This is a genomic window from Bosea sp. BIWAKO-01 (assembly GCF_001748145.1).
GTDB lineage: Bacteria > Pseudomonadota > Alphaproteobacteria > Rhizobiales > Beijerinckiaceae > Allobosea.
This window is the reverse complement of sequence record NZ_BCQA01000001.1, coordinates 6242089-6268612: the sequence shown is the minus strand read 5'-3', so window position 1 is coordinate 6268612 and position 26524 is coordinate 6242089. Positions and strand designations below refer to the sequence as shown.

Annotated in this window: 26 protein-coding genes; 11 read left to right on the top strand and 15 right to left on the bottom strand. The window is 62.0% G+C overall.

Annotated features, from left to right (window positions below; genetic code table 11):
- Positions 1-188: 188 nt before the first annotated feature.
- Complete coding sequence (gene argC / locus BIWAKO_RS29180) at positions 189-1163, top strand: N-acetyl-gamma-glutamyl-phosphate reductase (RefSeq protein WP_069881620.1); 975 nt, start codon at positions 189-191, stop codon at positions 1161-1163.
- Positions 1164-1397: 234 nt separating this feature from the next.
- Here the strand turns inward: argC and BIWAKO_RS29175 are convergent, their stop codons facing one another.
- Positions 1398-1952 carry a GNAT family N-acetyltransferase gene (locus tag BIWAKO_RS29175; protein ID WP_069881619.1) on the bottom strand — a complete coding sequence of 185 codons (555 nt, stop codon included), beginning with the start codon at positions 1950-1952 and terminating at the stop codon, positions 1398-1400.
- A 138-nt stretch (positions 1953-2090) separates the two neighbouring features.
- Here BIWAKO_RS29175 and BIWAKO_RS29170 point away from each other — a divergent pair, with 138 nt between their 5' ends.
- Positions 2091-3521, top strand: coding sequence for an IS1182 family transposase (locus BIWAKO_RS29170; protein WP_069879486.1), 1431 nt, complete (start codon positions 2091-2093; stop codon positions 3519-3521).
- 166 nt (positions 3522-3687) lie between these two features.
- Here the strand turns inward: BIWAKO_RS29170 and BIWAKO_RS29165 are convergent, their stop codons facing one another.
- Positions 3688-4500, bottom strand: coding sequence for a nickel-binding protein (locus BIWAKO_RS29165; protein ID WP_069881618.1), 813 nt, complete (start codon positions 4498-4500; stop codon positions 3688-3690).
- Between the two features lie 279 nt (positions 4501-4779).
- On the opposite strand from BIWAKO_RS29165, the gene BIWAKO_RS29160 reads away from it, so the two are divergent.
- The gene (locus BIWAKO_RS29160) at positions 4780-6210 is read left to right on the top strand and encodes an IS1182 family transposase (RefSeq protein ID WP_069879486.1); all 1431 of its coding nucleotides are present in this window, start codon (positions 4780-4782) and stop codon (positions 6208-6210) included.
- Between the two features lie 179 nt (positions 6211-6389).
- Here the strand turns inward: BIWAKO_RS29160 and BIWAKO_RS29155 are convergent, their stop codons facing one another.
- Positions 6390-6767 carry a winged helix-turn-helix transcriptional regulator gene (locus BIWAKO_RS29155; protein ID WP_069881617.1) on the bottom strand — a complete coding sequence of 126 codons (378 nt, stop codon included), beginning with the start codon at positions 6765-6767 and terminating at the stop codon, positions 6390-6392.
- A gap of 87 nt (positions 6768-6854) precedes the next feature.
- Between BIWAKO_RS29155 and BIWAKO_RS29150 the strand changes: the two genes are divergently transcribed.
- Positions 6855-7856: a zinc-dependent alcohol dehydrogenase family protein gene (locus BIWAKO_RS29150; RefSeq protein WP_069881616.1), complete on the top strand. Its 1002-nt coding sequence runs from the start codon at positions 6855-6857 to the stop codon at positions 7854-7856.
- Between the two features lie 174 nt (positions 7857-8030).
- Here the strand turns inward: BIWAKO_RS29150 and BIWAKO_RS36535 are convergent, their stop codons facing one another.
- The 5 genes from BIWAKO_RS36535 to BIWAKO_RS29135 all read right to left on the bottom strand — a co-directional run bounded on the left by BIWAKO_RS36535 (position 8031) and on the right by BIWAKO_RS29135 (position 11517).
- Positions 8031-8411, bottom strand: a complete 381-nt coding sequence (locus tag BIWAKO_RS36535; RefSeq protein WP_210185099.1) for a hypothetical protein — start codon at positions 8409-8411, stop codon at positions 8031-8033.
- A 17-nt stretch (positions 8412-8428) separates the two neighbouring features.
- Positions 8429-8680 carry a TackOD1 domain-containing metal-binding protein gene (locus tag BIWAKO_RS37440; protein ID WP_176733432.1) on the bottom strand — a complete coding sequence of 84 codons (252 nt, stop codon included), beginning with the start codon at positions 8678-8680 and terminating at the stop codon, positions 8429-8431.
- A gap of 8 nt (positions 8681-8688) precedes the next feature.
- Positions 8689-9744 (bottom strand): HlyD family secretion protein, encoded by a 1056-nt coding sequence (locus BIWAKO_RS29145; RefSeq protein WP_069881615.1) that lies wholly within the window; start codon positions 9742-9744, stop codon positions 8689-8691.
- Positions 9745-9757: 13 nt separating this feature from the next.
- A complete protein-coding gene (locus tag BIWAKO_RS29140; RefSeq protein ID WP_069881614.1) occupies positions 9758-11008 on the bottom strand; it encodes a glycosyltransferase family 2 protein in 1251 nt (416 codons plus the stop codon).
- A 131-nt stretch (positions 11009-11139) separates the two neighbouring features.
- Entirely contained in the window at positions 11140-11517 is a 378-nt protein-coding gene (locus BIWAKO_RS29135; RefSeq protein ID WP_069881613.1) for a hypothetical protein, read from the bottom strand.
- A gap of 277 nt (positions 11518-11794) precedes the next feature.
- Here BIWAKO_RS29135 and BIWAKO_RS29130 point away from each other — a divergent pair, with 277 nt between their 5' ends.
- The gene (locus tag BIWAKO_RS29130; RefSeq protein ID WP_141740281.1) at positions 11795-13039 is read left to right on the top strand and encodes a hypothetical protein; all 1245 of its coding nucleotides are present in this window, start codon (positions 11795-11797) and stop codon (positions 13037-13039) included.
- 251 nt (positions 13040-13290) lie between these two features.
- Here the strand turns inward: BIWAKO_RS29130 and BIWAKO_RS29125 are convergent, their stop codons facing one another.
- The 3 genes from BIWAKO_RS29125 to BIWAKO_RS29115 form a co-directional block, all read right to left on the bottom strand.
- Entirely contained in the window at positions 13291-14238 is a 948-nt protein-coding gene (locus tag BIWAKO_RS29125; RefSeq protein ID WP_069881611.1) for a G1 family glutamic endopeptidase, read from the bottom strand.
- A gap of 20 nt (positions 14239-14258) precedes the next feature.
- Positions 14259-15185, bottom strand: coding sequence for a phosphatase PAP2 family protein (locus tag BIWAKO_RS29120; protein WP_141740280.1), 927 nt, complete (start codon positions 15183-15185; stop codon positions 14259-14261).
- A gap of 402 nt (positions 15186-15587) precedes the next feature.
- Entirely contained in the window at positions 15588-17396 is a 1809-nt protein-coding gene (locus BIWAKO_RS29115; protein WP_176733431.1) for an adenylate/guanylate cyclase domain-containing protein, read from the bottom strand.
- A gap of 818 nt (positions 17397-18214) precedes the next feature.
- On the opposite strand from BIWAKO_RS29115, the gene BIWAKO_RS29110 reads away from it, so the two are divergent.
- The 4 genes from BIWAKO_RS29110 (at position 18215) to BIWAKO_RS29090 (ending at position 21724) form a co-directional block, all read left to right on the top strand.
- Positions 18215-18427: a hypothetical protein gene (locus tag BIWAKO_RS29110; protein WP_069881608.1), complete on the top strand. Its 213-nt coding sequence runs from the start codon at positions 18215-18217 to the stop codon at positions 18425-18427.
- A gap of 335 nt (positions 18428-18762) precedes the next feature.
- Positions 18763-19425 (top strand): PAQR family membrane homeostasis protein TrhA, encoded by a 663-nt coding sequence (gene trhA / locus BIWAKO_RS29100; RefSeq protein WP_069881607.1) that lies wholly within the window; start codon positions 18763-18765, stop codon positions 19423-19425.
- A gap of 237 nt (positions 19426-19662) precedes the next feature.
- A complete protein-coding gene (locus BIWAKO_RS29095) occupies positions 19663-20322 on the top strand; it encodes a methyltransferase family protein (RefSeq protein WP_069881606.1) in 660 nt (219 codons plus the stop codon).
- A gap of 340 nt (positions 20323-20662) precedes the next feature.
- Positions 20663-21724: a methyltransferase gene (locus BIWAKO_RS29090; RefSeq protein WP_069881605.1), complete on the top strand. Its 1062-nt coding sequence runs from the start codon at positions 20663-20665 to the stop codon at positions 21722-21724.
- 179 nt (positions 21725-21903) lie between these two features.
- On the opposite strand, the gene BIWAKO_RS29085 is transcribed toward BIWAKO_RS29090, so the two are convergent.
- From BIWAKO_RS29085 to BIWAKO_RS29075, 4 genes are all read right to left on the bottom strand, one after another.
- On the bottom strand, positions 21904-22206 hold the full coding sequence (locus tag BIWAKO_RS29085; protein WP_069881604.1) for a hypothetical protein: 303 nt from the start codon (positions 22204-22206) through the stop codon (positions 21904-21906).
- A complete protein-coding gene (locus BIWAKO_RS29080) occupies positions 22203-23015 on the bottom strand; it encodes a DUF2092 domain-containing protein (protein WP_069881603.1) in 813 nt (270 codons plus the stop codon). The genes BIWAKO_RS29085 and BIWAKO_RS29080 overlap by 4 nt, the downstream gene beginning before the upstream one ends.
- 213 nt (positions 23016-23228) lie before the next feature.
- Positions 23229-23705, bottom strand: coding sequence for a hypothetical protein (locus BIWAKO_RS34530; RefSeq protein WP_244523579.1), 477 nt, complete (start codon positions 23703-23705; stop codon positions 23229-23231).
- Between the two features lie 482 nt (positions 23706-24187).
- On the bottom strand, positions 24188-24868 hold the full coding sequence (locus BIWAKO_RS29075; RefSeq protein WP_069881602.1) for a DUF2270 domain-containing protein: 681 nt from the start codon (positions 24866-24868) through the stop codon (positions 24188-24190).
- 436 nt (positions 24869-25304) lie between these two features.
- Between BIWAKO_RS29075 and BIWAKO_RS34525 the strand changes: the two genes are divergently transcribed.
- On the top strand, positions 25305-25460 hold the full coding sequence (locus tag BIWAKO_RS34525; protein WP_084652371.1) for a DUF1127 domain-containing protein: 156 nt from the start codon (positions 25305-25307) through the stop codon (positions 25458-25460).
- Positions 25461-25974: 514 nt separating this feature from the next.
- Positions 25975-26283, top strand: a complete 309-nt coding sequence (locus BIWAKO_RS35625; RefSeq protein WP_141740279.1) for a hypothetical protein — start codon at positions 25975-25977, stop codon at positions 26281-26283.
- Positions 26284-26524 lie beyond the last annotated feature (241 nt).

Here is a 26524-nt window from a genome sequence, read left to right as displayed (position 1 = left end):
TGTGACCGACGCCGACGCCGCTCGACCCAAGCGGCAGCTCTTCGGGCTGCGCGTCGCTCAGCGTCCTTCCGCATGGTGACTGCCTCGCCGTAGGCCCACCCGCAGAAGCGGCCCGGCCCGCGTTCCTGAACCTCCGCAGCCCTCGGCTCCGGGGGTTTTCTTTTGCCCAAACCCATAAGGACATCACCATGAGCATTCGCGTCGGCATTGTTGGGATCAGCGGTTTTGGCGGCGGCGAGGCGTTGCGCCTGATCGCGAGCCATCCGTCTTTCGAGCTGGTCTACGCTGCGGGCGAAAGCAGCGCCGGCAGCCGCTTGGTGGATCGCTTCCCCGGTGTGCCGGGCAAGCTGGCCGAGTTGGTGATCGAGAAATGGGACCCTGCGACCTTGCCGAAGCTCGACGTGCTGTTCGCGTCGCTGCCTACGGGCGCCTCGGCCGAGGCTCTCGCTCGCGTGCCCAAGGATGTGAAGATCGTCGATATCGGCGGCGACCACCGTTACGTGGAGGGCTGGGCGTATGGCCTGGCCGACATATGGCCTGCCCAGATCAAGGGGCAGACCCGCATTGCCAATCCCGGCTGCTTCCCCGCCGCGACGCTGATCGCGCTGGCGCCGCTGCTGGCCGACGGGCTGATCGAGCCGGGTAATATCGTGATCGACGTCAAGACGGGCATCTCCGGAGCAGGCCGGGGTGGCGACAGCATGTTCGGCTACGCCGAGAGCAATGAGAACCTGATCCCCTACGGTCTGCTCAACCACGTCCACATGCCCGAGATCGCCAAGACGATCGAGCGGTTGAGTGGCGGCAACGCAGCCGGGCTGGTGTTCACGCCGCACTTGGTGCCGATGACGCGCGGCATTCTCGCCACCATCTACTGCCGCGGCCGCGCCACCACGGACCAGTGCCTGGACGCGGCGCGGCGCTTCTATGCCGGGCGTTCGTTCGTCCGCGTGACCGCCAAGCCGCCACAGACCAAATGGGCTACCGGCTCGAACCTCGCGTTCGTCAGCTATGGGGCCGATCCCGAGCGCAACCTGGTTATCGCGATGGGGGTGGTCGATAATCTTGGCAAGGGCGCGGCAGGTCAGGCGGTGCAGAATGCGAACCTGATCTGCGGTCTGCCTGAAACGACCGGGTTGGACGGCGCGCCTGTGTGGCCTTGATGATGGCGGGCGCCGAAGGAGCTATTCAATCCGCCTCGTGCCGCCTCGTGCGTCCGATGGTTCAGGCTACGGCGAGCGGGCTGTCCTTGTCCTCAATCAAGGGGCAACGCCCGTTCCCCACCCAACTCAGACGTTGGCGGCGCGTCTCCGGAATCGCCCCATAGCGGACGTCACTTCGAGCATGGAGCAGGCGGGAACGGTCGACCGATCTTCGGCCTCACCCTACGCAGGTCATCAATTGCGCCACTCGCGGGACAGGAGGGCGTAGAGCAGATCGTCCCGCCAAACATCACCCACACGCAGATTGTCTCGCAGCACCCCTTCGCGACTGAAGCCCAGTTTCTCGACCAGCCCGATCGACGCGCTGTTGTCGGGATGGATAAAGGCTTGAATGCGGTGCAGGCCAAGTTCGGCAAAACAGAAATCAAGCATGGCCGTAACGGCCTCTGCGGCCAGACCCTGCCGATGCCGAGCGGGGTTGATCATATAGCCGATGCTGGCGCGCCTGCTGCGAATGTGACCATCGTGGTAATTGACCAGCCCCAGGCATCGATCATCGGCCTCGTCGGCCACCGCCCAAAATCGATAGTAGGATGGCGTGCAATCGATGAAATTGCGCACCGAGCGCTCGGTTTCGACGCGCTTTGTGTAGACCGGCTGGTTCCAAAACCGCATTGTCTCGGGATCGGCGAAGCATTTGTGCATCTCGTCCGCATCATCGGCGCGAAACTGGCGCAAGCGCAGGCGAGCGGTCGAGAGCGTGGGATGGGGTATGGGGCGCTTAGCCATAGGAGCGAGCCTCACGAAACGATCAGCCAGCAAAGGCCGAGTTGGCCAGCCCACGTCAATCGTAAGGTCCGCTCCCCGCCGAGGCTGTGTGGAAACGGGCTGATCTGGTAGGCTTTCTGGAGCGATCCGAGGGCTTGCATGGCGCGCTACATCGAAGGCGAGACCCGGCTGCAGAGACTGCTCCTGCCCGACTGTCTTGAGGACTACGTCAGCGAAGATAATCCGGTCCGGGTGGTGGATGTCTTCATCGACGAACTCGATCTGGGAACGATGGGCTTTGCCGGCCCGGCCTCGACGGGGCGGCCTGGATACCACCCCGCTACCCTTCTCAAGCTGTACCTCTACGGCTACCTCAACCAGGTTCAGTCGAGCCGCCGGCTGGAGCGCGAGGCCGGCCGCAACGTCGAGGTGATGTGGCTGACGGGCAAGCTTGCGCCCGACTTCAAGACCATCGCCGACTTTCGCCGTGACAATGGGGCTGCGATCCGGGCTGCCTGCGCGCAGTTCGTCGTGCTGTGCCGCCAACTCGGCCTTCTGGCAGGCGGCACCGTGGCCGTGGACGGCAGCCGGTTCAAGGCCGTCAACACGCGCGACAAGAACTTCACGCCCGGCGCGATCCGTCGCCGGATGGAGCAGGTGGAGGCAAGCATCGCACGCTATCTGTCGCTGCTCGATACGGCCGACCGGCAGGAGGATGACGTCGCGCAGATGCGCAGCATCCGCCTCAAGGACCGGCTTGATCGCCTGCGTCAGCAGATGCGTGACCTCCAGGCGATGGACCACGTCGTCGCGGTGGCGCCAGACCGTCAGGTCTCGCTGACCGATCCCGACGCCCGCGCCATGGCCACCAACGGCAAGGGCACTGGCCTCGTCGGCTACAACGTTCAGGCGGCGGTCGACGCCAAACATCATCTGATCGTGGCTCATGAGGTCACCAACATCGGCCACGACCGCAGCCAGCTCGCCAGCATGGGGCGTCAGGCAAAGGATGCGACAGGAGCCGGTGCGCTGACTGTGCTGGCCGATCGCGGCTACTTCTCAGGCGAGGAGGTCCTGGCCTGCGACGAGATCGGCATCTCCGCCATCGTCCCCAAGCCCCTGACATCAGGGGCCAAAGCCGACGGGCGCTGGGGCAAGCAGGACTTCACCTACGATGCTCCGAGCGACACCTATCGCTGTCCCGCCGGCGAGACGCTCACATGGCGCTTCTCATCGGTCGAGAAGGATCTGACACTCCATACCTACTGGGCCGACGGCTGCGGAGCCTGCCTGGTCAAAGACCAATGCACCACCGGCAAGCAGCGCCGCATCAAGCGCTGGGAGCACGAGGTGGTGATCGAGGCCATGCAGCGCCGGCTCGATCGCATGCCCGACGCCATGCGGATCCGAAGGCGCACGGTCGAGCACGTCTTCGGCACGATCAAGGACTGGATGGGCCGAAGTCACTTCCTGACCCGCCACCTCCCCAATGTCGGAACCGAGATGAGCCTCCATGTGCTGGCCTACAATCTCAAGCGGGCCATCGCCATCCTCGGCGCGGCGACGTTGATGAAGGCCATGAGAGCCTGACCCTCAGACCCTGTCGCATCGTCAGAGCACGACCCTGAAAGACGTTTCCACACGGCCTCCGCCCATCGCGGACATGTGCGATCGGTCCTCGCAACGTCTCAAAACGCCCCCTTGCGGACGTACAGCGCGCCCCGGCGTGTCAACATCATCGGCGAAAATTATGATCTCAGTGCCAGTTCACCTCGAACGCTGCAACGGGATGCACGAAGCCTTTCAAGGCTTTATGACCAAGAGAAACGAGGGGGAATCGGTTCAAAACCAAAGCCGATACCGCTCCCGACACGACGATGGTGTCCGGTTCAGCCGCCTGACATAGGCGAGCCGCAGTCTGAACTGTCGCTCCGAACAGGTCATTACTGTCGGCAACGGGCTCACCAGCGTCTAACCCGATCCGCACCCGTAACTTCTCCTTGCTCGCGAGGTTGAAGGCATCAAAGGCCTGCTGAATTGAACGAGCACAATCCACCGCTGCAACGACGTCATCGAAAGAAGCCATGATCCCATCCCCGGTGTGCTTGACCTCGCGTCCCCCCTTGTCGTTGAGGGAGCGGCGCACCAAGGAATCATGGGCTCTGGTCATCTCAACCGCCCTTAGATCGCCTAGCCTTGCGGTCATGCCGGTCGAGTCGACAATGTCGGTGAACATGATGGCGCGTAAGGCCGGATCAAACATTGCATGAGGGCTGTCGCCTTTTGGAGCTGGGTCCGAGACGCGACCGAGAAAGGCTTCGACAGCGGAAAGATCTACCTCGATGACATCTTTGGCTAAATCTCCGTGAGCCTCGTCATGCACCCGCATTGCTGCCTGGATGTCAGGTGCGTCTATGAGGCAGAAGCCTGTACCCCTTGCTTCGTCGAACCAATAAGTCAGAAATCGTACGCCGTAACGCTCCTGCACCTCCAAATCCTTGCGATGGGCTTCGGCGATATCTGCTGCGGTCAGACCCCTCAAGTTATGTCGATCAAGAAAAATGGGCATCCTTCTCTCCGTCCCGACATTCCGGCGAAAGGCGAGGATTGAGCCCCCCGCAAGGCTAATACACGAAAACGGAGTGATGGGCTCTTGCTCTGTGATGGCCGACCTAATCAGACTGCTCTCGATCGTCAGCTCTAACTTAGGTCCACAGACAAGTGTTGGCGGCGGTTGAAGGTCCTGAGATGGGGTATCGCGAATACGCGTGGCGATTTCCGCTATCCACCGAGGCTGTGTGGAAACGGGCTGATCTGGTAGGCTTTCTGGAGCGATCCGAGGGCTTGCATGGCGCGCTACATCGAAGGCGAGACCCGGCTGCAGAGACTGCTCCTGCCCGACTGTCTTGAGGACTACGTCAGCGAAGATAATCCGGTCCGGGTGGTGGATGTCTTCATCGACGAACTCGATCTGGGAACGATGGGCTTTGCCGGCCCGGCCTCGACGGGGCGGCCTGGATACCACCCCGCTACCCTTCTCAAGCTGTACCTCTACGGCTACCTCAACCAGGTTCAGTCGAGCCGCCGGCTGGAGCGCGAGGCCGGCCGCAACGTCGAGGTGATGTGGCTGACGGGCAAGCTTGCGCCCGACTTCAAGACCATCGCCGACTTTCGCCGTGACAATGGGGCTGCGATCCGGGCTGCCTGCGCGCAGTTCGTCGTGCTGTGCCGCCAACTCGGCCTTCTGGCAGGCGGCACCGTGGCCGTGGACGGCAGCCGGTTCAAGGCCGTCAACACGCGCGACAAGAACTTCACGCCCGGCGCGATCCGTCGCCGGATGGAGCAGGTGGAGGCAAGCATCGCACGCTATCTGTCGCTGCTCGATACGGCCGACCGGCAGGAGGATGACGTCGCGCAGATGCGCAGCATCCGCCTCAAGGACCGGCTTGATCGCCTGCGTCAGCAGATGCGTGACCTCCAGGCGATGGACCACGTCGTCGCGGTGGCGCCAGACCGTCAGGTCTCGCTGACCGATCCCGACGCCCGCGCCATGGCCACCAACGGCAAGGGCACTGGCCTCGTCGGCTACAACGTTCAGGCGGCGGTCGACGCCAAACATCATCTGATCGTGGCTCATGAGGTCACCAACATCGGCCACGACCGCAGCCAGCTCGCCAGCATGGGGCGTCAGGCAAAGGATGCGACAGGAGCCGGTGCGCTGACTGTGCTGGCCGATCGCGGCTACTTCTCAGGCGAGGAGGTCCTGGCCTGCGACGAGATCGGCATCTCCGCCATCGTCCCCAAGCCCCTGACATCAGGGGCCAAAGCCGACGGGCGCTGGGGCAAGCAGGACTTCACCTACGATGCTCCGAGCGACACCTATCGCTGTCCCGCCGGCGAGACGCTCACATGGCGCTTCTCATCGGTCGAGAAGGATCTGACACTCCATACCTACTGGGCCGACGGCTGCGGAGCCTGCCTGGTCAAAGACCAATGCACCACCGGCAAGCAGCGCCGCATCAAGCGCTGGGAGCACGAGGTGGTGATCGAGGCCATGCAGCGCCGGCTCGATCGCATGCCCGACGCCATGCGGATCCGAAGGCGCACGGTCGAGCACGTCTTCGGCACGATCAAGGACTGGATGGGCCGAAGTCACTTCCTGACCCGCCACCTCCCCAATGTCGGAACCGAGATGAGCCTCCATGTGCTGGCCTACAATCTCAAGCGGGCCATCGCCATCCTCGGCGCGGCGACGTTGATGAAGGCCATGAGAGCCTGACCCTCAGACCCTGTCGCATCGTCAGAGCACGACCCTGAAAGACGTTTCCACACGGCCTCCACCCGACCCAGACGGTGGCCTCGCGTCGTCGCCACTTCCGGAATCGACCCCACCTCTGACATTCGCGATGTCAGCTCCCGCTCAACGATGGCTCGATGCCACCTCGACCGAATGCGCCCTCACCGCGGAGGGCAGCTCCGTGCCATTTCGGTTTGGTCCCTGGCCTGCAAAGCTTCGCCCCAGTCTCGCAAGCTGATCAGAACGGGTTCCAGCGTGCGGCCAAACTCGCTCAATTCGTATTCAACGCGCGGGGGCACCTCCGGGTAGACGGTGCGGCATACGACGCCATCGGCCTCGAGCTCGCGGAGTTGGATCGTCACCATCCTGGCCGTGGCGTTCGGCGTCAGGCGGCACAGCGCATTGAAGCGCAATCGTCCTTGGAGAAGGTGGAACACCAGCACGGGTTTCCAGATTCCACCCAGCACGCTGAGCGTCGCCTCGACTGCGCAGCCCGTCCGGGTCGCCTTGCGGCGTGCCTGCCTGACAGTATCATTCATGATAGTACATGTGCCTTTTGATCGTACTTACGGATATGTCCTTACCTCCCTAGGTCTGGCGCGCCAACACAGACCAAGGAGACGGCATTGCGCGCTTATCGAATGAACGGAACGAACGCCCCGCTGACACTGCACGAGACCGTCGCACCGACGCCGGGCCCAGGAGAGGTGCTCGTCGACCTCAAGGCGGCCACGCTCAACTATCGGGACCTGATCGTCAGGGAAGGGCGCTATGGCGGGGACCAGAAGCACGATCTCATCCCGCTTTCCGACGGCGCCGGCATCGTGACCCAGGTTGGAGACGGCGTGTCGCGCGATCGGATTGGCGAGCGCGTCGTGCTCGGCTTCATGCCTGGCTGGCTGGACGGCTCATTCTCGGCCCGCAAGCAGGCGACCGCGCTCGGCGGCGGATTCGTTGATGGCGTGCTCGCCGAGCAGATCGTCCTGCCGGCTGCCGCTGCGGTCCCATTCCCTGATGCCTGGAGCTTCGAAGAGGCTGCGGCATACCCCTGTGCGGGCGTGACGGCCTGGAACTGCCTGTTCGGCGGCCGTGGCTTGCGCCCCGGTGACAGCGTTCTGATAGAAGGCACCGGCGGCGTATCGACCTTCGCACTGCAATTCGCCCGGGCCGCCGGGGCTCGTGTGATTGTCACCTCGAGTTCCGACGAGAAATTGGCCTGGGCCCGCAAGCTGGGTGCGGCAGCGACGATCAACTACCGCACCACGCCGAATTGGGGGGAGGTTGCCGCGGGCATGGCCGGCGGAGAGGGCGTGGACTTTGTGGTCGAGGTTGGTGGCTCCGGGACCTTGAACGAGGCGCTTCGAGCGGCTCGGCACGGGGGCGAAATTGCGCTCGTCGGCGTTCTCACGGGCGTCGCGGGCGAGATCAACACCGGCGCGATCCTGATGAAGGCCATCAATCTCCGCGGGGTTTACGTTGGCTCCGTCGCCGATCTGGAAGCCGCGATGGCGACAGGGGTCAGGCCGCTCGTCGACGAGATTTTTGCCTTCGAGGCGGCGCAGGAGGCGTTCGACCGGCTGCGCAGCGGGCAGCATCGCGGAAAGGTCGCCATCACCATTTCAGCCTGACCGTTCAGGCCGACTTGCGATCCGCTTCTGAAACAGCAGAGGCGGATACGCTTCGTGGAGTGCTCCCGGACATTTGCAGGCGAGGCGAGCAGCGTCGGCTGGCGACCCTTAGGCGACGTTGCGAGCATCCGGTTCAGGGCTGAGCGGGTGGCCCCTTACACGCGCGCAGCGATCTCAATGAAGCTCGCTTTCGCGGAGGGCGCGGAGGAATGCTCCCAGGAGCGCACGGGCTGGAGAGGTCGCAAGTCCTTTGAAGCATTTCGAGTTTTGATCGTCTGCGCGCATAGAGGCCCGGCAAATGGTTCGGCCGTCATATTTGCCAGTGGCTTGCCATTCCCACCCCGGTAGCCGCCACTGAACAAGTTCTATAACTAGGTCTAGCGACTTTGTAACATGTCGGGACGTTTGCCAGATCGTCATTCCGGCAATATGCCATCGGCCGTCTCTGCCCAAAGTAAATCCCATTGCATTCAGAACATCGGAATCCAGATTAGGGTCGAAACCTTCGCCATTTTCAACATTCTCGATGAGTTTTTCTGTGATCACCACAGGCATCTCCGCGAATTTTCTTGCTAGACGCGCGTTCCCAATCTCTCATCACTGCAGCCCATGCAGCGATAGCTCGTCCCGACCACCTCCCAATCGCTACTATCTTCCGAGCGTAAGAGCCGGAGGCATTTCGGACAGCGCCGTTCGTCCCCCGCTGCGTCGAAATCATACGCGGGCCCGACATATGCGCAGATCATATGATGCAGAATCGCGTGCTCACTCGAAAGACTGGAACCGCAGATGCCGCATGGAGCCTGGGCTGGTTCGTTTGGCATGAGTGGGCTCAATCCAAGTTGAAAAGCTGGACGAGGAATCTGGCCAACTGCTCCGTAAAATGACTGTAGAACATGCGGACTTGGACGGTTGAATTCAGAGTAGGTGGATGAACTCCGGCATCGAAGCGAACACGCCCGATTTGCCCGACGGATGGCTCGCGCAAGATCGAGCTGCGCCTGGATTCCAGCAGCTCCGAAATGGGCAGAAGCTCGGTCAGAGTGCCCGCCAACCGCGCCTTTCCCCATATCACAAAGACTCTTTGGCCAGGCTGAGGATCAACCAGGCGAAAGTCCGGGATGTACCAGTCAACGAAAGTATCTCCCGCCACGTAAATCTCTGCCAGCGAGGTGCCGGCCGTAACGGTTTCTCCCGATCTGCGAGTGGACGACGCGACGATACCACTCGTCGGAGCGACGATGCGGCCCTCATCGAACCCTTGCCTGACTTGATCGTACCGCCCGCGAATCTGCTCACGCACGTCGCGCAAGCGCTCGAGCTGGGCCGACGCCTCGTCTGCTTCGGCCTCAAGAGCTGCAACGTTTTGCACCGCCAGCGAGCGTTCACGGTGCACTTCGCCCCGATATATGAGGCTAGCCGTCTCCAGACCCGGATTGCCCTCCAGCCGTTGCATGGCCTCTTCCGCCATCGTCGACCGGGATTTCGCAGCGTCGAGTGAGGCCTTCGCGACTCGCGCCTTGACGCGCAAGTCGGCCTCTCGGCCCGACACATCTGCAAGCGCGCGCAACAAACTGGCGGTGATTTCGTCAACCTGCGGCGAATCGATCACAGCGATCAGGTCGCCGGCCTGGACCGTTGCGCCTGGCCCCACGTCGATCCGCTTAACCTGCGCCAAATAGGGAAGTGAAACAGCCAGGCGCGGCGCTGAGACGACACCGGGGCCGCTCAGAAAGATCAGAGGCGACCCAAACCGCCATAGGAAGAACCCCATGATCAGGAGAATGAACGTCGCATAGACCCAGCGAACGACGCGACCAGCACCCACCCGGCGACTTTCGACAGGATCGGGCAGATCTGGTGCGAGACGATGAATGTCGGGGGGCATGGCGCGCACTCCGTCAGCTAAGCCGGGTCGAGAGGGCCTTTCGAACGCGTGGCGGCACGTAATCGTCGTGACGCGAGGTCGCAAAGAGCAGTTCTGCCGTAAAGGCCCAGAGTCGAACCGTTTTCATTAACAAGCCGTTGTAGAGCGGAAATATCGGAGCGGCCAACAAGTTGAAGAAACGGGGCTTGGAACTGAACATGACGCTCGCTAGCGCAAGGTTGATTAACCCGAGAGCCGAAATCAACACACTCACCGCGGCGAGAAACAACGGAGCATCGGCTCCGAACAGAGCGACACAATAGGCGATATAGAACGGCAACGTGACCGTTGGGATCAGGTCGAACACGATGAAGTCAAGCCGTTGAAGCGTGTCTGCCAGACCTTCCGATCTGAACGGCCACATCTCCCTGAACTGGATCAATCGAACCCGCAGAGCGTCCCGGTCCCAGCGTAGCCGCTGCCGCGCGAGCGCGATGAAGCTTTCGGGAACCATGGTCGCAGCCCAGGCTTCGGGCACGAAACCGACGTGGTGCCCCATGCGCCGGAGCCTGAGAGTGAATTCGATATCCTCGCCCGGACCGACATCGAGCCCGCCGGCATCCAGAAATGTCGTGCGGCGATACATGGAGCATGCGCCGGAGCAACAGGAAATCGCTCCGAGATGGGCGAGGAATGCCTTTCCGGCGCTTATCGACAGCAGATATTCCAAACCCTGAAGTTCGGTCCAAAGGCTTGCACTCTCGTTCTTCACTCTCAGATTGCAACTGACCGCGGCCGCTCGCCCGTCACGGAACGCGCCCGCCATATGGGCAAGGGCGTTGGCTTCGAACACGGTGTCCGCATCCACCGTCAAGATAAGATCGCCGCGCGCGAATCGAGCCGCCGCATTCACCGCAGGACTACGCCCGCAGCGCGTGCGATGGGGAATGATGTGATCGATAAGCCCTGCATCGCGGGCCGCGCGCGCGATTGCCCGGGTTCGATCAGTCGAGCCGTCGTCGACGACGATGATTTCGTAGGGGGGGTATGTCTGCCGCCGTAAGGAGGCAATGGATTGCAGCAGCCCGTCCCCTCCGTTGAAGGTGGGAAGCACGACGCTGATACTATCTGTTGGCGCAGTCGCCTTCCTGCCCGTCCGGCGGCTCAGAGCGAGCCACCCAAGCGAGACCAGAGACACCGAATAGCGCGGCACTTCGAAGATCAGAACCGAGAATGCGAGCAGCACCCAGTCTGCGTGCCAAAGGAGCAGCAGGATTTCGCCCATGGCCGATGGTCCCCGCTTGCGTCCATAGTTGAAGCGGGATCAGAAACGGGTCAAGCGACGTCGCATAGTTCGATCTGACCGTCCGGTTTCGGGCGCTGCTCCGATGCCTGCTACCGACCCATAGCGGTATTCTAATCGCGAGGGCCTTTCGGTGCAGGGGACGTCCACGGCCCAGGATACTCCTTAGCTAGAGCTTCGGAGTCGGGGACATTCTGACTGGCGTCCAGCTGCCTTAAGCGAACTAACGCGACGTCCAAATCCGCTTTCAGCTGCTCAACTGACTGAAGGTCGAGATTGACAAAACTGGTCATGCCGCCCTCTGGCCCATAGGCGTAATCGGGATTCAACTTGGCACCAAGATAGCAGCGGCCATCTGCGTCTCGCTTCAGGCGCCAGGAAATTGAACCGCCGGTACGTCCTCGAATTGCGGGCGTCTCAAACAGCACATCGCCTATGATCGCTTTGAGAAACGAGAACTGTGAAAATAAGCGCCCAATGACCCCGACCATAGAGAGCCCTCTGTCATAAGAGGTAATTAGCTCATTTGGCGCCTGGCGTCTGCTCGGCAGAGCCAAGGCAACAAGTCCGCTTCCACCCATTGTCGACATTGCCCTTATGGGACGCTCATCGGCCAGACCGCTTCTGCTGCGTCGCCCGATGATTCAGCCAACCCACCGCGTCGAGGCCATCTTCGAAACCTGTGACGTTGGGGCCGACGGCCTCGACGGGCATGGGCACGACGTGCGTAATGTTGCCGTCGAGCCCATCGCTCCGGGAGGCCTTTTCATGCATGCGGCTATTGTTTTCGGGATTGCCCAGGGGCGAAGCTTGCAGCGCGGCGCCAGGCCGCTTGGCGCTCTGCTGGGGCTAGTCCTGACCGTCTTCGGACCAGGCTCCGCCGCCGCCTTTGAGGCCCCGCCAATGGTCACTGCTGCTTCAGTGCTTGGCGCGCAGGCCTCCGGTCCGAACTATCGCGTCGATCCGGAGGTGCACAGCGACGGCCTGCTGCGGCTCTTTGTGCTCAGGACCGCATTCGGCACGTTTGAGATCGCCGGCGAGGGCCTGATGCGTGAGCGCATCCGGGAATTATCGGCCCTTCGCAAGCTGAACGAGATGTCCGCATCGGACGTCTTCGTAAAATCCCTCGAGCGGCAAGCCACTGCTCCCCTGCGCTTTGGCGCCGACCTCATCACGTCGCCTGCGGAGACGCTGAAGCGATCCGCCTCAGGTGTCGCCAATATGTTCAGCCGGATCGGAACCGGCATCGCCAACACCAGCGCCAGCCGCGACAGCGTTGCCGGCGGCCTTCTGGGCGTCGATGCAGCCAGACGGGCTCTGGCGGTCCAGCTGGGCGTCGATCCCTATACCGATTTCCCGCCCCTTGCGGCGAAGCTGAACGACATTGCCACAGCCAGCGCGATGGGCGGGCTTTCCGTCAGGGGCATGATGCTGGCGATCCCGGGTGGCGCCGGTGTCGCCATCAGTTCCACGACGACCGTCGACAGCGTTCGGGCAACTCTGGCCGAACGGACTTCGACCCAGATCGTGGAACAGGTGATCGGCATGCTGACGCGAATGAAGGTCTCTCGTGCACTGGCGGAGCGCTTCGTCCAGAACCGGTCCTATACTCCGACTGACCTGCTGCTGATCACAAAGGCACTGGCGTCGCTCAAGGTTGACGGAAACGCACTCTTCGTCGCGAAGGCCGCTGAGGCAACGACGCGTGAAGAGGCCTATTTCCAGCGCAGCCGCGCCCTGCTGCTTGCGTCCAACGCCAAGGCGCTCGGCATCGGTCCGTTCGTCGGGGTCGGCGGCTTTCCGCTGAACCGCTTGAAGGACGGCCGTCTGCTGGCCCTGTTTCCGCTCGACGAGATTGCCTGGACCGAGACTGTCGCCGGCCTGTTCGGCAAGGTCTCATCTGTGCCCCCCGGTGATGGAAAGGCTCCGGTGCTGGCGACCAACGGCACGCTCACGCCGATGGCGCAAGCCGAGATCAGCCAGGCGGGCTGGACTGTCGAGCGCGTCAAATAGCGAGCGGCTGCGCAAGGCCTCCGGCCACAGGCGAGCATCGTCCAGAATACAGGAGGGCATCGCAGCGCGTCTGCCCTCGGCAGCGAGAACGACGGGATGAGCGCCTCCATTCAAGCGGAGGGAAGCCCGATGGCGACATCATTCCACGAAGATTGCCGTTGGCCGAATGGTGGGACCAGGCCCCGCGGGGCCCCGTCGTGACTGAGGTCAGAGGTCCGTTTGCTCGGTAAGGAGAAGTGCAAGAAGACCAGCTACGGCGGTCCTACATACGTCATGCCAATCTCGTTACGCGTCCGATCGATCGTGGCGCGCGACACCAGGATGCCTGGTTGCGGGCGATAGTTCCAAAGGTTCATCCGCATGGCGCGAGCCTCTTCGACAGGCGCTCCATCAAAAGCGAAAAAATTCTTGAAGGTCGTGCTTTGATAATTTCCGAGAATAATGTCACGCGGCACGTAAGGTTTGGGAAGCAGGGGCAATTCGACGATGCATTCGGCCGTGCGTCCTTCGATCCTCGGCGGTCTCGGTCTCGGCGTTCCGTCCTCCATTGTCGAGGGAGCCCGTATTTCCTCACAGAACGCTTCGCCGGTATCCAGGTTCGTCAGAAGAAACTGGGCGATATCGTCTCCCGTCCTCGTGATCTGAGCAAAGACGGTGTGCCCCTCGCCAACGAAGGATATTGGGTTATGTAGTCTAGCGAGATCGAACCGGTCCCACCATTGCCACCATGAAACCAGTAATAGTACCGGTGCACCGGGCGTGGGTATTTGGTAAGCGGCGACCCCGATCTGTGGCATTAGCCGGCTTGCAGGATCATGACCGTCCAGCCCGACCCACATGGACCAGGGGCGTGGAGGATAGGAGATTGGCGGGGGCGCAGGCACTTTCCAAACGGCTTGGACCATCCGAATCCTTTTGCCCGGCTCGGACCGCACATATGCACCTGACCAGTTGCGGCTCGATTCCTGCGTGCCTTGGTTGCCCCGCGACACGTTCGTCAGTCTAAGCTGTCTGACGATCTCTAGATCTAGCACCTGACCGCTCAGAAAGGTGACGCCGTTCAGGGCGCTATTCCAGACGTCCAAGGCCGGCCCGGGAGGAGGGCGCTTCGGCAAGCCGTATTCGTTGATGAACTCATCGGTCGCGTTGAGCGGATCAAACGCGCCTTGCAGGGTTACTGGCCGGATTTCGTAGTCCATTTGGGTTCCTCACCATCGGCCTACCATTCCGCGATAGCCTTTGCCCGCGTCGCCTCATACAGCGGCAACTCGGCTTTCCTGCCTTTCAGTAATTGAACATGGATTTCCTCTGCGAGTGCCTCCCCCGCCGCCGTGTCTGATGCATAGTGGAAGCCCGCGATCTCGCGATTGACCGAAATTCGCTTTGCCAGCGCGAGTAGCACGAGGGTCATGTCACCCTTTCTGGTCACCTTCCACGGTGGGGCGTCGGGCAATGCATCGATTGCGCAGCGCGCCATGAGGCGAGCCTGCGTCGCATGCCCACTGGGCCAGGACGCGTGCCCCGGAACGACGAACGGGGGAAGAAGCATTGGAAACAGTTCCGAAGGCCTTCGTCGATTTACAATGCCCTTGTAGTACATGGCAGTGAATGTAGCGAAAAGGTTCGCCATATGCAGAAGGCGGTGAGTGTAGGGGTGAGATGTCGGAGTGGCTCCCAGTACGCCCATGAAGTAACTCAGAAATTCGTCTTTCTGAGCGACAATCTCATTCATTGCGTCGGCGCGTTCGAACATCGCCTTATCAACGAGCGCATTCAGTTCAATCTTGATATCATTAACTACGGGTACGTCCTTATTCAACAGGAGACTGTCCCAGCCTTGGGTCGTTGGCGCCAGGTGGCTTCCAGGTTTTGGCTGCGGAAGCGCCGTTGGTATCGGAGGTTGGGCCGTCAGCTTGACGTACTCCGGCAGGGCTCGCCACGCATGCCAGACTGCACTCCAGTATTGATCCGGGCGGTTCTCTCGAATGAGTTCATCCGGTGGGTGCAGAGCAGGAATGGCGTCCACAAACGGCAGATTGACGCGGTCCTGGAAGATGTAAGAAGCGCCCGGGTCGCCGCTGGCGCTCGAATTCCCTGCGTTCGAAGTGTTGGAAGTGTTCGACGTATTTGAAGTGTTAGACGTCATAGCATCGCCCTCCAACGACTGGTACGTAATCCCAGTCATTTCTTCGACACATATCTGACCGTTGCAGGATGGGCCGCCGGCGCCATCTATGCAACGTGAATTTGCATCCGCGTCACTCTCCACGTCAGTGGGATGTAAACCTTCTCGCCGACCACCATGTCGCGAGGTCCACTCTGGAGTGCCTCGCTTCTTGCCACGACTTTCCCATCCAGCCGGCCAGCCTGCTGTCCTCGGCAGGCCGATCATGCCGGCGGCCGAGATGAGCAGGGCGATCGCCCAGCATGTGAACCAAGCGCGTTTCAGTGCCCAGCGAGTTGCTGGTCCTTGGTCAGCAGCGGATCGACCTTCGCGTCACACATCAAACCTGTCCGCAGCGCCGTCATGAGCCAGCCGGGCAAGGTTTCAGGTCTGAGGCGCTTCGTCCGGCAGTCCGGCACGACGCAGGCGCTCGATCCAGGGCTCAAGCACGGCCGGTACGAACGGACACCGCTTTCGATAGCTCAACAGAGAAAACGCAGGCGACGCTCGCATGATTTGTCTTGCGACATCAGCGGCTTCCTCGAGCTTGCCCAATGCCACCAAGGTTGCCGTTCTGGTGCGCATGTTGAAGAACCCCGACCTTGAATGGTGCGATGAACGGACGGCCCATTTGAGCGCTTCATCAAAATTGCCATCGACGTAGTGAGCCTGCGCCAAAACCCCCTCGTACCAAAATACGTGCGCATCCAAAGGCGAAAGGCGGAGTGCCAACTCTGCGCGTTGAACGGCGAGCGCTCCGTCGCCAATGAAACTCGCTGCTGCACTACCCAGCGCCAAGGCGCCCGCCGCATTCGGGCCGATGTTCAACGCTTGTTCAATGAACATCAACCCACGGTCGTGCTCACGGCGCATGTAAGAGAGAACATAGCCAAATATTGCGACGGCCATTGGGTCGTTGCCGTCCAGATCCATGGCCGTTTGCGCAGCATTGGCTGCCTCTGCCGCGTCAGCTTCTACATCCCGCGACCAGCCCTCTCCAATCCGGAATACGTACAAATGTGCCAAGGCGGTATAGGCGGCGGCATAATACTGATCAATTTGAATGGCTTCGCGGAGGAGCTCTTCGGCGCGAATGTGCTCCGCAAACTCCATGCGATCCGAAAGCGCCTGGGCTTGCAGTAGTCGGTCATAGGCAGTCAGATTCTCCGGCGGTTTGCGTTGCGCACGCTTCAATTCGCGTTCACGCACACGTGGCGCAATGGAGCGAAGCACTTGAACCGAGATGCGCCCCTGGAGTTCAAATAAATTCTCGAATTGGCTATCGTAACGGTCCGTACGAATAATTTGACCTGAAAGGGTATCGCTGAGCTCGGTAATGATACGCAGGCGATTATCGTCCCACCCGATACTGCCGGATAATACGTATCGCACGCCAAGTTCACGTCCGATTGAGCGCGCGTCTACGGGGGCGCGCGAGAAACCAATGATTGACGCACGAGCGATGACGAATAGTTCACTGACGCTTCCGAGCATATGAATGATCTCATCCACCACGCCGTCAGCGAAATACGCTTGTTGAGGATCAATGCTCGTGTCCTGAAATGGAATAATAGCGATAGATGGTTTGTCTGGAATAGAAAGAGTAATTTTCTCTCTGGATAGCTCTGAATCATATAAGCAGTGAATGTTGGATTTGCGTCCGGGATCGATGCTGTAGGTTCTGATGGGACGATTTATATTCTTAAAGATCATGTTGCCTTTGTATGTAAATGACGTATCTATCTTGTTATTTATCTCGTCGCGAACCACAGAGCTGATAGATATTGTCCCAGGTTCAGCAGATGTCTCCAGCCGCGCGGCGATATTGACGTCATCCCCGTAAACCCGTGCGCCGTCATAGACCACATCACCTGAATGAACGCCCATCCGGAATCGAAGCGCCTTCTCTCCTGGTATGCCGCGATTTCTTGCCGCCACCGTCTCTTGGATCGCAATGGCGCAGCGGACAGCAGCGACCACGCTGTCAAAAATGGCAAGAATGCCGTCCCCCGCTAAATCGACGATCGTGCCGTCGCTCTCGGAAATCAAAGGAAAGATAGCGTCCTGATGCCCCTTGAGGCTTTGGATCGTGCCGTCCTCGTCTTCACCCATCAGTTTGGAATACCCAGCGACATCTGCGGCTAACACGGCCGCCAGGCGCCTGCGCGAAGCCTGAGGTTCGATTTTGGCCATTGCCCTCCCCGTCGGGTGGTCTCTGGGACATCTATTGTATTGCAGTGTTTGATCCGAATGCAGTCTCAAGATGACTTTTGAGCAGGCTGGGCCAAATTGCTTTTCACTGGGCATCCGGTCATGCCCAAACACGCTCGTGAGTTTGCCGCGATCGGGGCGGGGGAGCAACTTGTGGTCGGTCACCGATTGGCCGCAAGTTAGGGCGAATCCCCCGTCCTTGTGGCGCTTCACGGTTTCCGCAAGCGTCCCACCGCCAGGCGGGGGGGGGCGCGAGATCAAACAAATCGGGAGATCCCTGCGCTCCCGCGCGTTCGCGAGGCGTCTACATCCGCACCCCGATGTCCTCTTCAATCCGCTTAACCGGTAGTCGAATTGGCTTTCCGCCGAGACCTCGTCGGCGCGCAGCGCGAAGAGACGCACCGGCTGTTCGCCAAACGTCACGAGCTTCGCAACCTGGAGCCTGAATTCCCGGCAGGAGAGGGGGGGCTTGGGCCGTTTCGATGCGCAGCGAGCTTTCCCGTGCTCCCCAGGGCTTGCGTCAGCTTGCTGCGTTGCGATTGCGGAAACCCGGAACATCCGGGCGTGCTGCCGGGTTAAGACGAGATGCGGCTCGCACCCTCATGAACTCGGCCATCGCCTTGAGGAAGGCCTAGACAGGGCGGGTTGATCGATCTGTCGGCGCGACAACACATCGAACGATCGCACAGTGCATAGCGCCGAGTGCACGGCGTTTACCTCTGCTTCCCCGGAAGCGGTGACCCGGCGATCCGCCGCCACGATGCCAGCCGAAATCCGTGTGCGATCAAAAGGACAGTTCGATGACCGACGCCAAGAAACCAGACAGCGAATTCGACCGCGCCCGTGCAAAGATTGAAGGCACGGACAAGAAGCCCGTCGGGAAGCCCGACAAGACGATGTCCGCGGCAGGCCCCCATGTGAAGGAGGGCTCGACGAACCATGACGCGACGCCAGGGGCTGGTGCACTGCCCTCGGCCAAGCCGCGCAAGGACGTTGACGCCGGGACGGGCTGAGTGAGCCGCAGGCCTCCCCAGTACGAGCTCTCGATGCTCGCCGCTGAAGCGCATCAGGCGATATGGCTGCGCACCATCAGGCTGTCAGCCGGCGGATCGGCCGCTGGCCGCGAGGCCGAGTTGATGGTGAGGGAGAAACTGGCGGCCGCGCAGCAGAGGTTATCGCGCCTCGCGGCCGGGACGTCTGCGATCGGAATCGGGCGTGCGTATCGCTCAAAACTGCGCTTGAATGACAGGCGCTTGTCACGGCGATAGGAGATCTCCCGCTCCGATCGTGTGGGCGAGGGGGGGGGCGATCTTTCCCGATCTCCCGACAATTCCTGAAGGAATCTGACATGCGCCAGCCAACGCATGGACGCTTCGATTTCACCCGCGCCGAGCTTTGGGCCGACGGCGCCGTCCATGTGCTTGGCATCGCCCTGGGGCTGGGCGCGGTCGCCATCCTGATCGCGAGAGTGCTCGCGACGGCTTCGCTGTCCGATCTGATTTCCGTCGGGATCTACAGCGTCGCTTTGCTTGCCGTTCTCAGCGTTTCCGCCCTCTACAACATGTGGCCGGTGTCGCCCATGAAATGGCTGCTGCGACGCTTCGATCATTCGGCCATCTTCGTCCTGATTGCCGGGACCTACACCCCCTTCCTGATGAAGCTCGGCGAAGCCGTTGTGGCGCAAGCGCTGTTGGCTGCCGTCTGGATCGCGACACTTGGCGGCGTCCTGCTCAAGCTTGCCCTGCCGGGCCGGTTCGATCGTGTTTCGATCGTGCTCTATCTCTGCCTCGGTTGGAGCGGCGTGATCGTGTGGGAGCTGGTTGCGCAGTTTCCGGCGGTCACCTTGTGGCTCATGCTGGCGGGCGGCGTTCTCTACTCGGTGGGCGTCCTGTTCCACCTCTGGCAGAGCCTTCCGTTCCAGAACGCCATCTGGCACGCCTTCGTCCTCGTGGCGTCCGGCTGTTTCTACGCAGCTGTGCTTGCGACCTACGGTTTGGCTCCATCGGCCTGATGATCCGGCGAGGGCCGCCGGGCGAGACGAAGCGCTCGGGCGGGCCGGGGAGCGCGAAATGCGCACGCAACGCTCCTGCCTCAGTCTCGTCGCGACCAGGGGAGGTGAGGGAGCAGCTGGGCGCGGTGGCCTCGCGGCCGGGTCGCGACCCGTTGCGGACGCTGACGATGAGTGCGGCAGGGGATGCAGGGCCACGCGTGGCATCACCTCGCGTCTCCTGAAATGAAGGAGTAGCCGATGCCGATCTCGGCTTACCTGGAGGCAGGCTTGTTCGTGGTTGCTGCGGCCATCGCGCTGTTCGCAAGCGCCGGCACGCTCGCCATCCCGGGCTTTTGGACGTATCTGGCAATCCTCGCCGTCGTCATGATCGTTTCGTTCGCAGCGCTCGATCCGGACCTGCTGCGCGAACGCATGCGGCCGGGCGGCAACAAACCGCCACTCGCATTGAGGGCCTTCTCGCTGATCCTGTTCCTGCATTGGATCGTTGCCGGACTCGACCGTGGCCGTTTCCATTGGAGCGACAACGTACCCGGCTGGCTGCAGGGCATGTGCCTGTTCACGGTCGGCGCCGGCTACGCCCTGGCACTCTGGGCCATGCGCGTGAACCGGTTCTTCTCCTCGGTCATTCGCATCCAGACCGATCGTGGCCACCACGTCGTCACCACGGGACCCTACGCCTTCGTCCGCCATCCCGGTTACAGCGCCGGGATTCTGATCCTGGTGGCAAGCGGGCCCGCCCTCGGATCGTGGCTCGCGGCTGCGCTCATCTTGATGTTCAGCCTGCCATTCCTGCTCCATCGCGCCATCACGGAGGATCGCATTCTTCAGGTCGAGCTTGCAGGCTATTCGGAATACGCCGCGCGGGTCCGATGGCGGCTCGTTCCGGGCATCTGGTGAGGGCCGAACCTCAACGCATGCTCATCGGCCGCCAGCTCGCCATGCCGGAACCGGGACGAGCCTGTCCTGGCCTGCATTCGCCCGCGTCGTTCCCTCCGCGCTGGAGCCGCAGCAGATCGCGAACCCGTCGACCTGCCCGAAGATGATTCAACCTCATCAATGCCGTGCCGGCGTTGGCCGGGCGTGATATCCTGGGTCGTCGGACCGGACATCGCATCCGATCAGATGATCCGACCTTTTGTGCTTGCACTGGTCTTGCCCCGAAAGCTGCAATCCACCTTTCGGGGCGATGTTTCATGGTTGCGCCACCAGTCCATCCTCGGCCTCTCGGGAGAGTACCATGGACGACACGCCCCACGCCGCTTCGACCCTTGCGCCTACCGCGGCACCGCAGGAGCCTCCCCCGCATGTCACGCTGATCCAGATGGCGACGGCCGCCTGGGTTTCGCGTCTGGTCTACGCAGCGGCGAGGCTGGACCTGGCCGATCACCTGGCGCCCGGCCCTCGCAGTGCCGAGGACCTGGCCGTCCCGCTCGGGCTCCATGCGCCCTCGCTCCATCGCTTCATGCGCTGTCTCGCCAGCCTGGGCGTGCTTGCCGAGCAGGCCGGGCAGCGCTTTGCCCTGACGGCGCTGGGGGAGGCGCTGAAGACGGGCGCGCCCGGTTCGGCGCGGGCCACCATCCTCACAATCGGAAGCCCCTGGTTCGCGGGGGCCTTCGACGACATCGCCTATTCCTTGCAGACCGGCCGGACGGCGTTCGAGAAGGCGCAGGGCGTGCCGCTCTTCGACTATCTCGGCCGGCATCCGGACGAGGCCTCGCTGTTCAGCGAGACGATGGTGGGCTTCCACGGCCGGGAGCCGCCCGCTGTCGCGGAGGCCTATGACTTTTCGACCTTCGGCACCGTCGTCGACGTAGGAGGCGCCACCGGCAACCTGATCGCGGCGATCCTGGCGCGGCACGAGGGGCCGCGCGGCATCCTGTTCGACCGACCCCATGTGGTGGCCGACGCGCCGGCGCTGCTGGCGGAACGGCGCGTGCAGGCGCGCGTGGCGATCGAGGCAGGCGACTTCTTCGAGACGGTCCCCGCTGGCGGCGACGCCTATGTGCTGTCCCACGTCATTCACGACTGGAGCGAGGAGCAGTGCCTCACCATCCTGCGCCATGTCCGCAAGGCCATGCAGCCCGACGGGCGGCTGCTGCTGGTGGAGATGGTGCTGCCCGCCGGCGACACGCCCCATCCCGGCAAGGTGCTCGACATGGTGATGCTGGTGCTGCCCGGCGGCCAGGAGCGAACGGAGGAGGAATACCGCCAGCTCCTCGCCAAGGCCGGCTTCCGCCTGACGCGGGTGATCCCCACCAGCTCCGACGTGAGCATCGTCGAAGCGACGCCGGGGACGTAATCCGGGACGCGGTCGATGAAGCCGGCATGGAAGATGCGGCCCCGGGCGTCCGTCTCGCCGACTGGAAGCGCCTCGGGGTCAAGCCGAAATGGGCTCCGACGGCGTGCGAGCACTGGAAGCGGGCTTTACTCATCCACCGGCGGAAGCCGCGATCGACACGCGCCCCGAGAGCGGGCCGCCTACGGACATTGGTAGACGATCTGGCCGTAGGAGTTCACGACCTGCTGGCAGCCAGGCGCGTAATAATACGCCCCTGCCGCCGCGGCTCCGGCGGCCGCCCCGTAGGCGACACCCCTGCGGGTGGTCCGGCGGGCCACGCCGGCATAGCTCATCGGCGTCAACGGTCGCCCGATCCTCGCCTGCGCCTGACTGGTGAACGCGCCCGATGGAACGGATATGTCTCCGCTCCAGAGCAGGGCCACGCCGCCGGCCAACACCGCGAGCGCGGCGCGGGACATGAACTTCAAAGCTGACCTGTTCATTTCTGACCTCCGGGAACGACGCCGGCTGGAATTTCGTCAATGTCCTTGAGCAGGGTGATCGCAACGCCGCTGGCGCCCTCCGGCGGCTTGAATGCGAACGCATCCGGCGCCGGGCTGACGCCGGTCTTCCAGTCCCTGAGCCGCAGCGTGTACTGGGGCGCGGCACCAACCGCCTTGCTGGTGATGACGTATTTGCACGGCAGCGGCCGGTCACCGACCTCGACCCAGAGCTGCCAGTCGGTGTCGAGATTGCGGAAGGCGAGATGCTCGCATTCAACGCCGCCGACGACGCCGCGGCCGAGATGCTTGGCCTCCAGCACGCCGGCCATCAGCGCCTCGTAGGGCTTCGACAGAAGAAGGTCCGCGCCTGGAATTTCGAGCAGGGTTTCGTTTCGGAGCTTGTCGACGACGGTGTCGAAGGAACCGACGGCAGGAACCTGTGCGAACCGGTTTCCGCCGCGGTCGAAGACCGTCACGCTTGAACCGTCGGAGATCAGTTCGACATCGGCATAGCCGCCAGTCCGGCTGATGCGAAACTTGTTCGGGCGGCTCATGGTGGCCTCGCCCGAGGCGCTGAACTGGATCTTCTCGACGGCCGGGGTCACCACCTCGACATCGGTATCGAACTTTACGGACAGGTTCTCCTGGCGGCTGACGAAGTCCGCCATGGCCTTCACGATGCTCCGGGCGTCACCCTCCTCCGCCGCTGCGACAGGCGGCGAAACGCCTGTCATGGCGATGGTGGCGAGAAGGCCGAGCGCGGACCTTGTGAGCGCAGCGCGCGGATGCAGACAGATCCCTCGGTTCATTGCGTGATCCTCCCTGGGTCTTCTTCGGGAGCGAACCAGCGGGGAACAGGTCTGCTTCGTCCCAAAGGATCAACAGCCCCGCGGGTCACTTTAGGCCTTCCGGAACACCATGAACACCGTGCTCGACCGATGATATTCTCCTCGGCGTTCAGGTCGTCGGCGGGGGGGCGCAAGCGCCAACGCCCGGAAACCTGGCGCAAAGGGTGCTCTTTTCTACTTCAACCGCATCCGACTGGCCGCTTTCGGACAAAGCAATTTGAACTGCGCGATCAGCGGCGGATTACCAGAAGCGCATGAAACGTCGGCATTTGATCGAAGCGGAAATTTCAGATGGCGTGGCGAGTTGGACCCGTACTGGAATTCAAGCAAGCCAGCGGGGCAGTTCGCCATCGCAAGGAGTTCTGAGCCACTTTCAGACTTGAGATAGCGCGCCACGCACTGGCTGATGCCTGACCTGCTGCCGGGCGGCTTGACCTCACCTCCTGGGTCACGCTCGCAGTATTCCTGAAGATCCGCTTTCGTGATGATGCCCTTGATCATTGCGGTTCTGGTGTCGATACCCTCGCGCTCGACGATGGTTCCATTCCAGGTAGCGCAAGAGGCAAGTGGAAAATCCCCGGCTGCTGTTGCAGGAACTGCAACCGTTCCAATAGCGGCTGCGCACAGAGCCGTCCCCAAGGCGCGCATCATGCTGCTTCCTCTGGGCGTGTAAATGCCTCGGCTGGGACCATAATCAGATCGCCTGCGGGTATCAAACGGCGCGAAATGCTGCGTCCGTTGCGGCGTCGGCGTCTGGATTGCCCCACATCGTGGATAGTCCGTGGATTGGCATCTTTGCAGCGATTACCAATGATGGCGCTGCGGCAAAGTCGGTCGCCAGCAGCTGCAGCGTTCAAAGCGCGTGAAGGCGCTACCGCCAGCGCCAGTTGCAGAGATTGGGCGCCTGCGGGAAAGCGGACTTTCGCTCATTGCCAAATCAATACGAGTTCGCAAACGTGAAGCGGCGGCCGTCACCACGCCGAGAAACGACCGCCCGATTGTGTCCCTCGCCGGCAGACAGCTTGTCGTCGAGCTTGACCGGCGCGTAAGGCGCAAGCCCTGATCGAGGTGCCCCCGCTAACGGCAAGCCGTGAGACCTGGAGGGACACGTTCGAAGGTCCGGCATGCAGGAATTATCCCATACCGCTGGCGCTTGGCGCCCGTCCGAACCTGATCCGATCGTTCCACTCACTCCACAGTGCAATACCGAGCCAGGCGCCAAGATAGATCACCCCTGCTGCCGTCACGATCTCCCCTGGGATCGGTCCCACATCGGCCCGGCGCCAAAATTGATCCAGCGTGGCGAGCGGGACCGGATGCACGATCAGCTTGCCGATATAGGACACGGTCTGGATCAGCAGGAGCCAGAGATAGTTGCGCCGCATCCGGCGGCCAACCGCGGTCATGAAAGAAATGTGGTGGTGCGGGTACCAATAGTCCTCGGCGAGGACCTTCTGCCAGCCGTCTTCCAGATGGAGATTGCCGTCCTTGAGCATCGGGGCAAACAGGTGCTTTTCAAGCCACCGCGCCCGGGCTCGCCAGACATTGAAATAGCGATAGCGGCGCGCTTCAAGCATGAGAAAGAACAGGATCAGGATGCCGACCAGAACCAGTGGCAGCGGCGAAGCGTTCGGTGACGAGAACGTGATGGAAAGGGCCACGCCCAATGTCACGACCGCCCAGTTGGTCGTGGTGTCCAATCGGGTGCGCCAGACTGTGCTGCGGTAGATTTCGCCGCGATAGAGATGTGCGAGCGCCGAGAACTCAGCGTTTGTGAGCTTCCGACGCTGTTGGGCCGTATCAGCTCCGGCCATTACGTCCTCCCCGCAGTCAGTTCGGGTCGCACCGGGGTCGGTTGAAGTCTATCCCATCGACTGTTGCATTTCGCGGATCTCTTTAAATTAAGGGGCTGCCCGCACCGGCTGCGGCACGCACATCCGGTGCGCGAAACAGTCGTCCGCGAGCGCATTCCGATCCGAACGACACTGCCCCCAACGCGGTGAATTCCTGCTTTCGGCCATAGCCCGTTTACTAAGCGGAACATCGGTTGCATTTGAAACGAACGATGCGCTCATCGCATGATTGGGCGAACAAATCACTGATTAACAAGCTATTCATGCGATGGGCGCATATCAGAGCTGAATTGATGCCCCTGTTTGCGGCGGGCAGCTCGGCTTATGTGCAGTGCACAACGAGATTGTCGCTGTGGGCACCGCCCCGGTCCGGAATATCCGCCAGAGGAATATCACCATGTTCGTCACGATGATTGCCGCCAAAATCCGCACCTTCCTGCGCTATCGCGAGACGGTTCGCGAGCTGTCGCGCCTGACCAACCGTGAGCTCGCCGATCTTGGCCTGTCACGCTCGGAGATCCCCTTCATCGCCCGCACGCACGCTGCGGCCTGAAGTCACTGAATAGAACCGCCGCGTCACCGGGCGCAGCGCGTTCCAGCTAGTTTCTCCCGGGGCTCATGATTTCCTCCCCTTGAGCTTCGGTCGAAGAGCGAATGCCCGCCTCACGGCGGGCATTTTGCATTTCGGGGCTGCTTTCACCTGAGCCGGAATCCGGCTGCGAACTCGTCCGAGCCGTGAAAGCCCGAGCTCAACCCCTCCTTGTCATCGGAGGCGGCCTCGAGTTTCGACATGCATGGCAGTTCCCCTTGGGGCGCCGCATCCGCAACTATCCTACCAATGATGTGGCTGCGCTGCTTCGAGCCATCCAGCTGCGTGCGAGAAGCGCCAGGTTGAGATCCAGCCGCAAAGCGGACGTTCCGCTGGGCGGGCTTTACTGTTGATGCCGGAGCGCGGCAGCCGTGGATGTTCTGGCTGCAGCGACGTAAAAGGCGCCCAGCGACAGAAGAGCGTTGGCCGTGCTCGTGCGGGCTCAGGGCTTCCGGCCGATAGAAACCGAGGAACGACCATGAGTGAACGCAGCCAGCTTTGGAGGGCGCCTCTACAGGGCAGCGGCCGCTGGCAATACGAAGGCAATGTTGAGATCGCTCACGGTGCCTGGGTTGGCAAAAGCCGGGATGGCCAAAGGCGGAGTGGTGTCACCGTTCGCGGGGTCATGGCTTCCGGAGGGGGCAATTCAAAGGTTGTTATGCAGATCGGCACCGATGACTTCCTGAACCTGTTCCGAGCTATGTGCGCCGAAGACCGAGAGGCAACGATCATCGCCTTTTCCCAGGCGATTAAGGAGTGCATCAGCCTCGGAGAGGCAGAAGCTTAACCGCTTCGTCCCGGGCCAAGGCGCCCGCTTGGGCGTAGAAACGGTCCAAAGGCAGCGCCTCGCCGCTTGGCGAACCCTGATCTCCACACGTCTTGGTCGTTCGGCGTCAGAAGCAGCCGAGTTCCGGTCCGCGCCATTTGCAGACATTGGCGAGTTGCCCAGAAGCAGACGTAGGAGTGCGCTGGCCGGAGTTGTGAGCGAAGCCGTGAGTAAGCGGCGTACAGCGGTTACGTGCCGATGA

Coding starts and splice junctions, on each gene's coding strand:
- BIWAKO_RS29160 (WP_069879486.1), top strand. CDS start 4,780: ATGGCGCGCTACATCGAAGGCGAGACCCGGCTGCAGAGACTGCTCCTG.
- BIWAKO_RS35625 (WP_141740279.1), top strand. CDS start 25,975: ATGAGTGAACGCAGCCAGCTTTGGAGGGCGCCTCTACAGGGCAGCGGC.
- BIWAKO_RS29170 (WP_069879486.1), top strand. CDS start 2,091: ATGGCGCGCTACATCGAAGGCGAGACCCGGCTGCAGAGACTGCTCCTG.
- BIWAKO_RS29110 (WP_069881608.1), top strand. CDS start 18,215: ATGACCGACGCCAAGAAACCAGACAGCGAATTCGACCGCGCCCGTGCA.
- BIWAKO_RS29135 (WP_069881613.1), bottom strand. CDS start 11,517: ATGGTCGGGGTCATTGGGCGCTTATTTTCACAGTTCTCGTTTCTCAAA.
- BIWAKO_RS29140 (WP_069881614.1), bottom strand. CDS start 11,008: ATGGGCGAAATCCTGCTGCTCCTTTGGCACGCAGACTGGGTGCTGCTC.
- BIWAKO_RS29155 (WP_069881617.1), bottom strand. CDS start 6,767: ATGAATGATACTGTCAGGCAGGCACGCCGCAAGGCGACCCGGACGGGC.
- BIWAKO_RS29080 (WP_069881603.1), bottom strand. CDS start 23,015: ATGAACCGAGGGATCTGTCTGCATCCGCGCGCTGCGCTCACAAGGTCC.
- BIWAKO_RS34530 (WP_244523579.1), bottom strand. CDS start 23,705: ATGATGCGCGCCTTGGGGACGGCTCTGTGCGCAGCCGCTATTGGAACG.
- BIWAKO_RS29090 (WP_069881605.1), top strand. CDS start 20,663: ATGGACGACACGCCCCACGCCGCTTCGACCCTTGCGCCTACCGCGGCA.
- BIWAKO_RS29175 (WP_069881619.1), bottom strand. CDS start 1,952: ATGGCTAAGCGCCCCATACCCCATCCCACGCTCTCGACCGCTCGCCTG.
- BIWAKO_RS29115 (WP_176733431.1), bottom strand. CDS start 17,396: ATGGCCAAAATCGAACCTCAGGCTTCGCGCAGGCGCCTGGCGGCCGTG.
- BIWAKO_RS29130 (WP_141740281.1), top strand. CDS start 11,795: ATGCATGCGGCTATTGTTTTCGGGATTGCCCAGGGGCGAAGCTTGCAG.
- BIWAKO_RS29165 (WP_069881618.1), bottom strand. CDS start 4,500: ATGCCCATTTTTCTTGATCGACATAACTTGAGGGGTCTGACCGCAGCA.
- trhA (WP_069881607.1), top strand. CDS start 18,763: ATGCGCCAGCCAACGCATGGACGCTTCGATTTCACCCGCGCCGAGCTT.
- BIWAKO_RS29120 (WP_141740280.1), bottom strand. CDS start 15,185: ATGACGTCTAACACTTCAAATACGTCGAACACTTCCAACACTTCGAAC.
- BIWAKO_RS29095 (WP_069881606.1), top strand. CDS start 19,663: ATGCCGATCTCGGCTTACCTGGAGGCAGGCTTGTTCGTGGTTGCTGCG.
- BIWAKO_RS29125 (WP_069881611.1), bottom strand. CDS start 14,238: ATGGACTACGAAATCCGGCCAGTAACCCTGCAAGGCGCGTTTGATCCG.
- argC (WP_069881620.1), top strand. CDS start 189: ATGAGCATTCGCGTCGGCATTGTTGGGATCAGCGGTTTTGGCGGCGGC.
- BIWAKO_RS36535 (WP_210185099.1), bottom strand. CDS start 8,411: ATGCCTGTGGTGATCACAGAAAAACTCATCGAGAATGTTGAAAATGGC.
- BIWAKO_RS34525 (WP_084652371.1), top strand. CDS start 25,305: ATGTTCGTCACGATGATTGCCGCCAAAATCCGCACCTTCCTGCGCTAT.
- BIWAKO_RS37440 (WP_176733432.1), bottom strand. CDS start 8,680: ATGCCAAACGAACCAGCCCAGGCTCCATGCGGCATCTGCGGTTCCAGT.
- BIWAKO_RS29145 (WP_069881615.1), bottom strand. CDS start 9,744: ATGCCCCCCGACATTCATCGTCTCGCACCAGATCTGCCCGATCCTGTC.
- BIWAKO_RS29075 (WP_069881602.1), bottom strand. CDS start 24,868: ATGGCCGGAGCTGATACGGCCCAACAGCGTCGGAAGCTCACAAACGCT.
- BIWAKO_RS29085 (WP_069881604.1), bottom strand. CDS start 22,206: ATGAACAGGTCAGCTTTGAAGTTCATGTCCCGCGCCGCGCTCGCGGTG.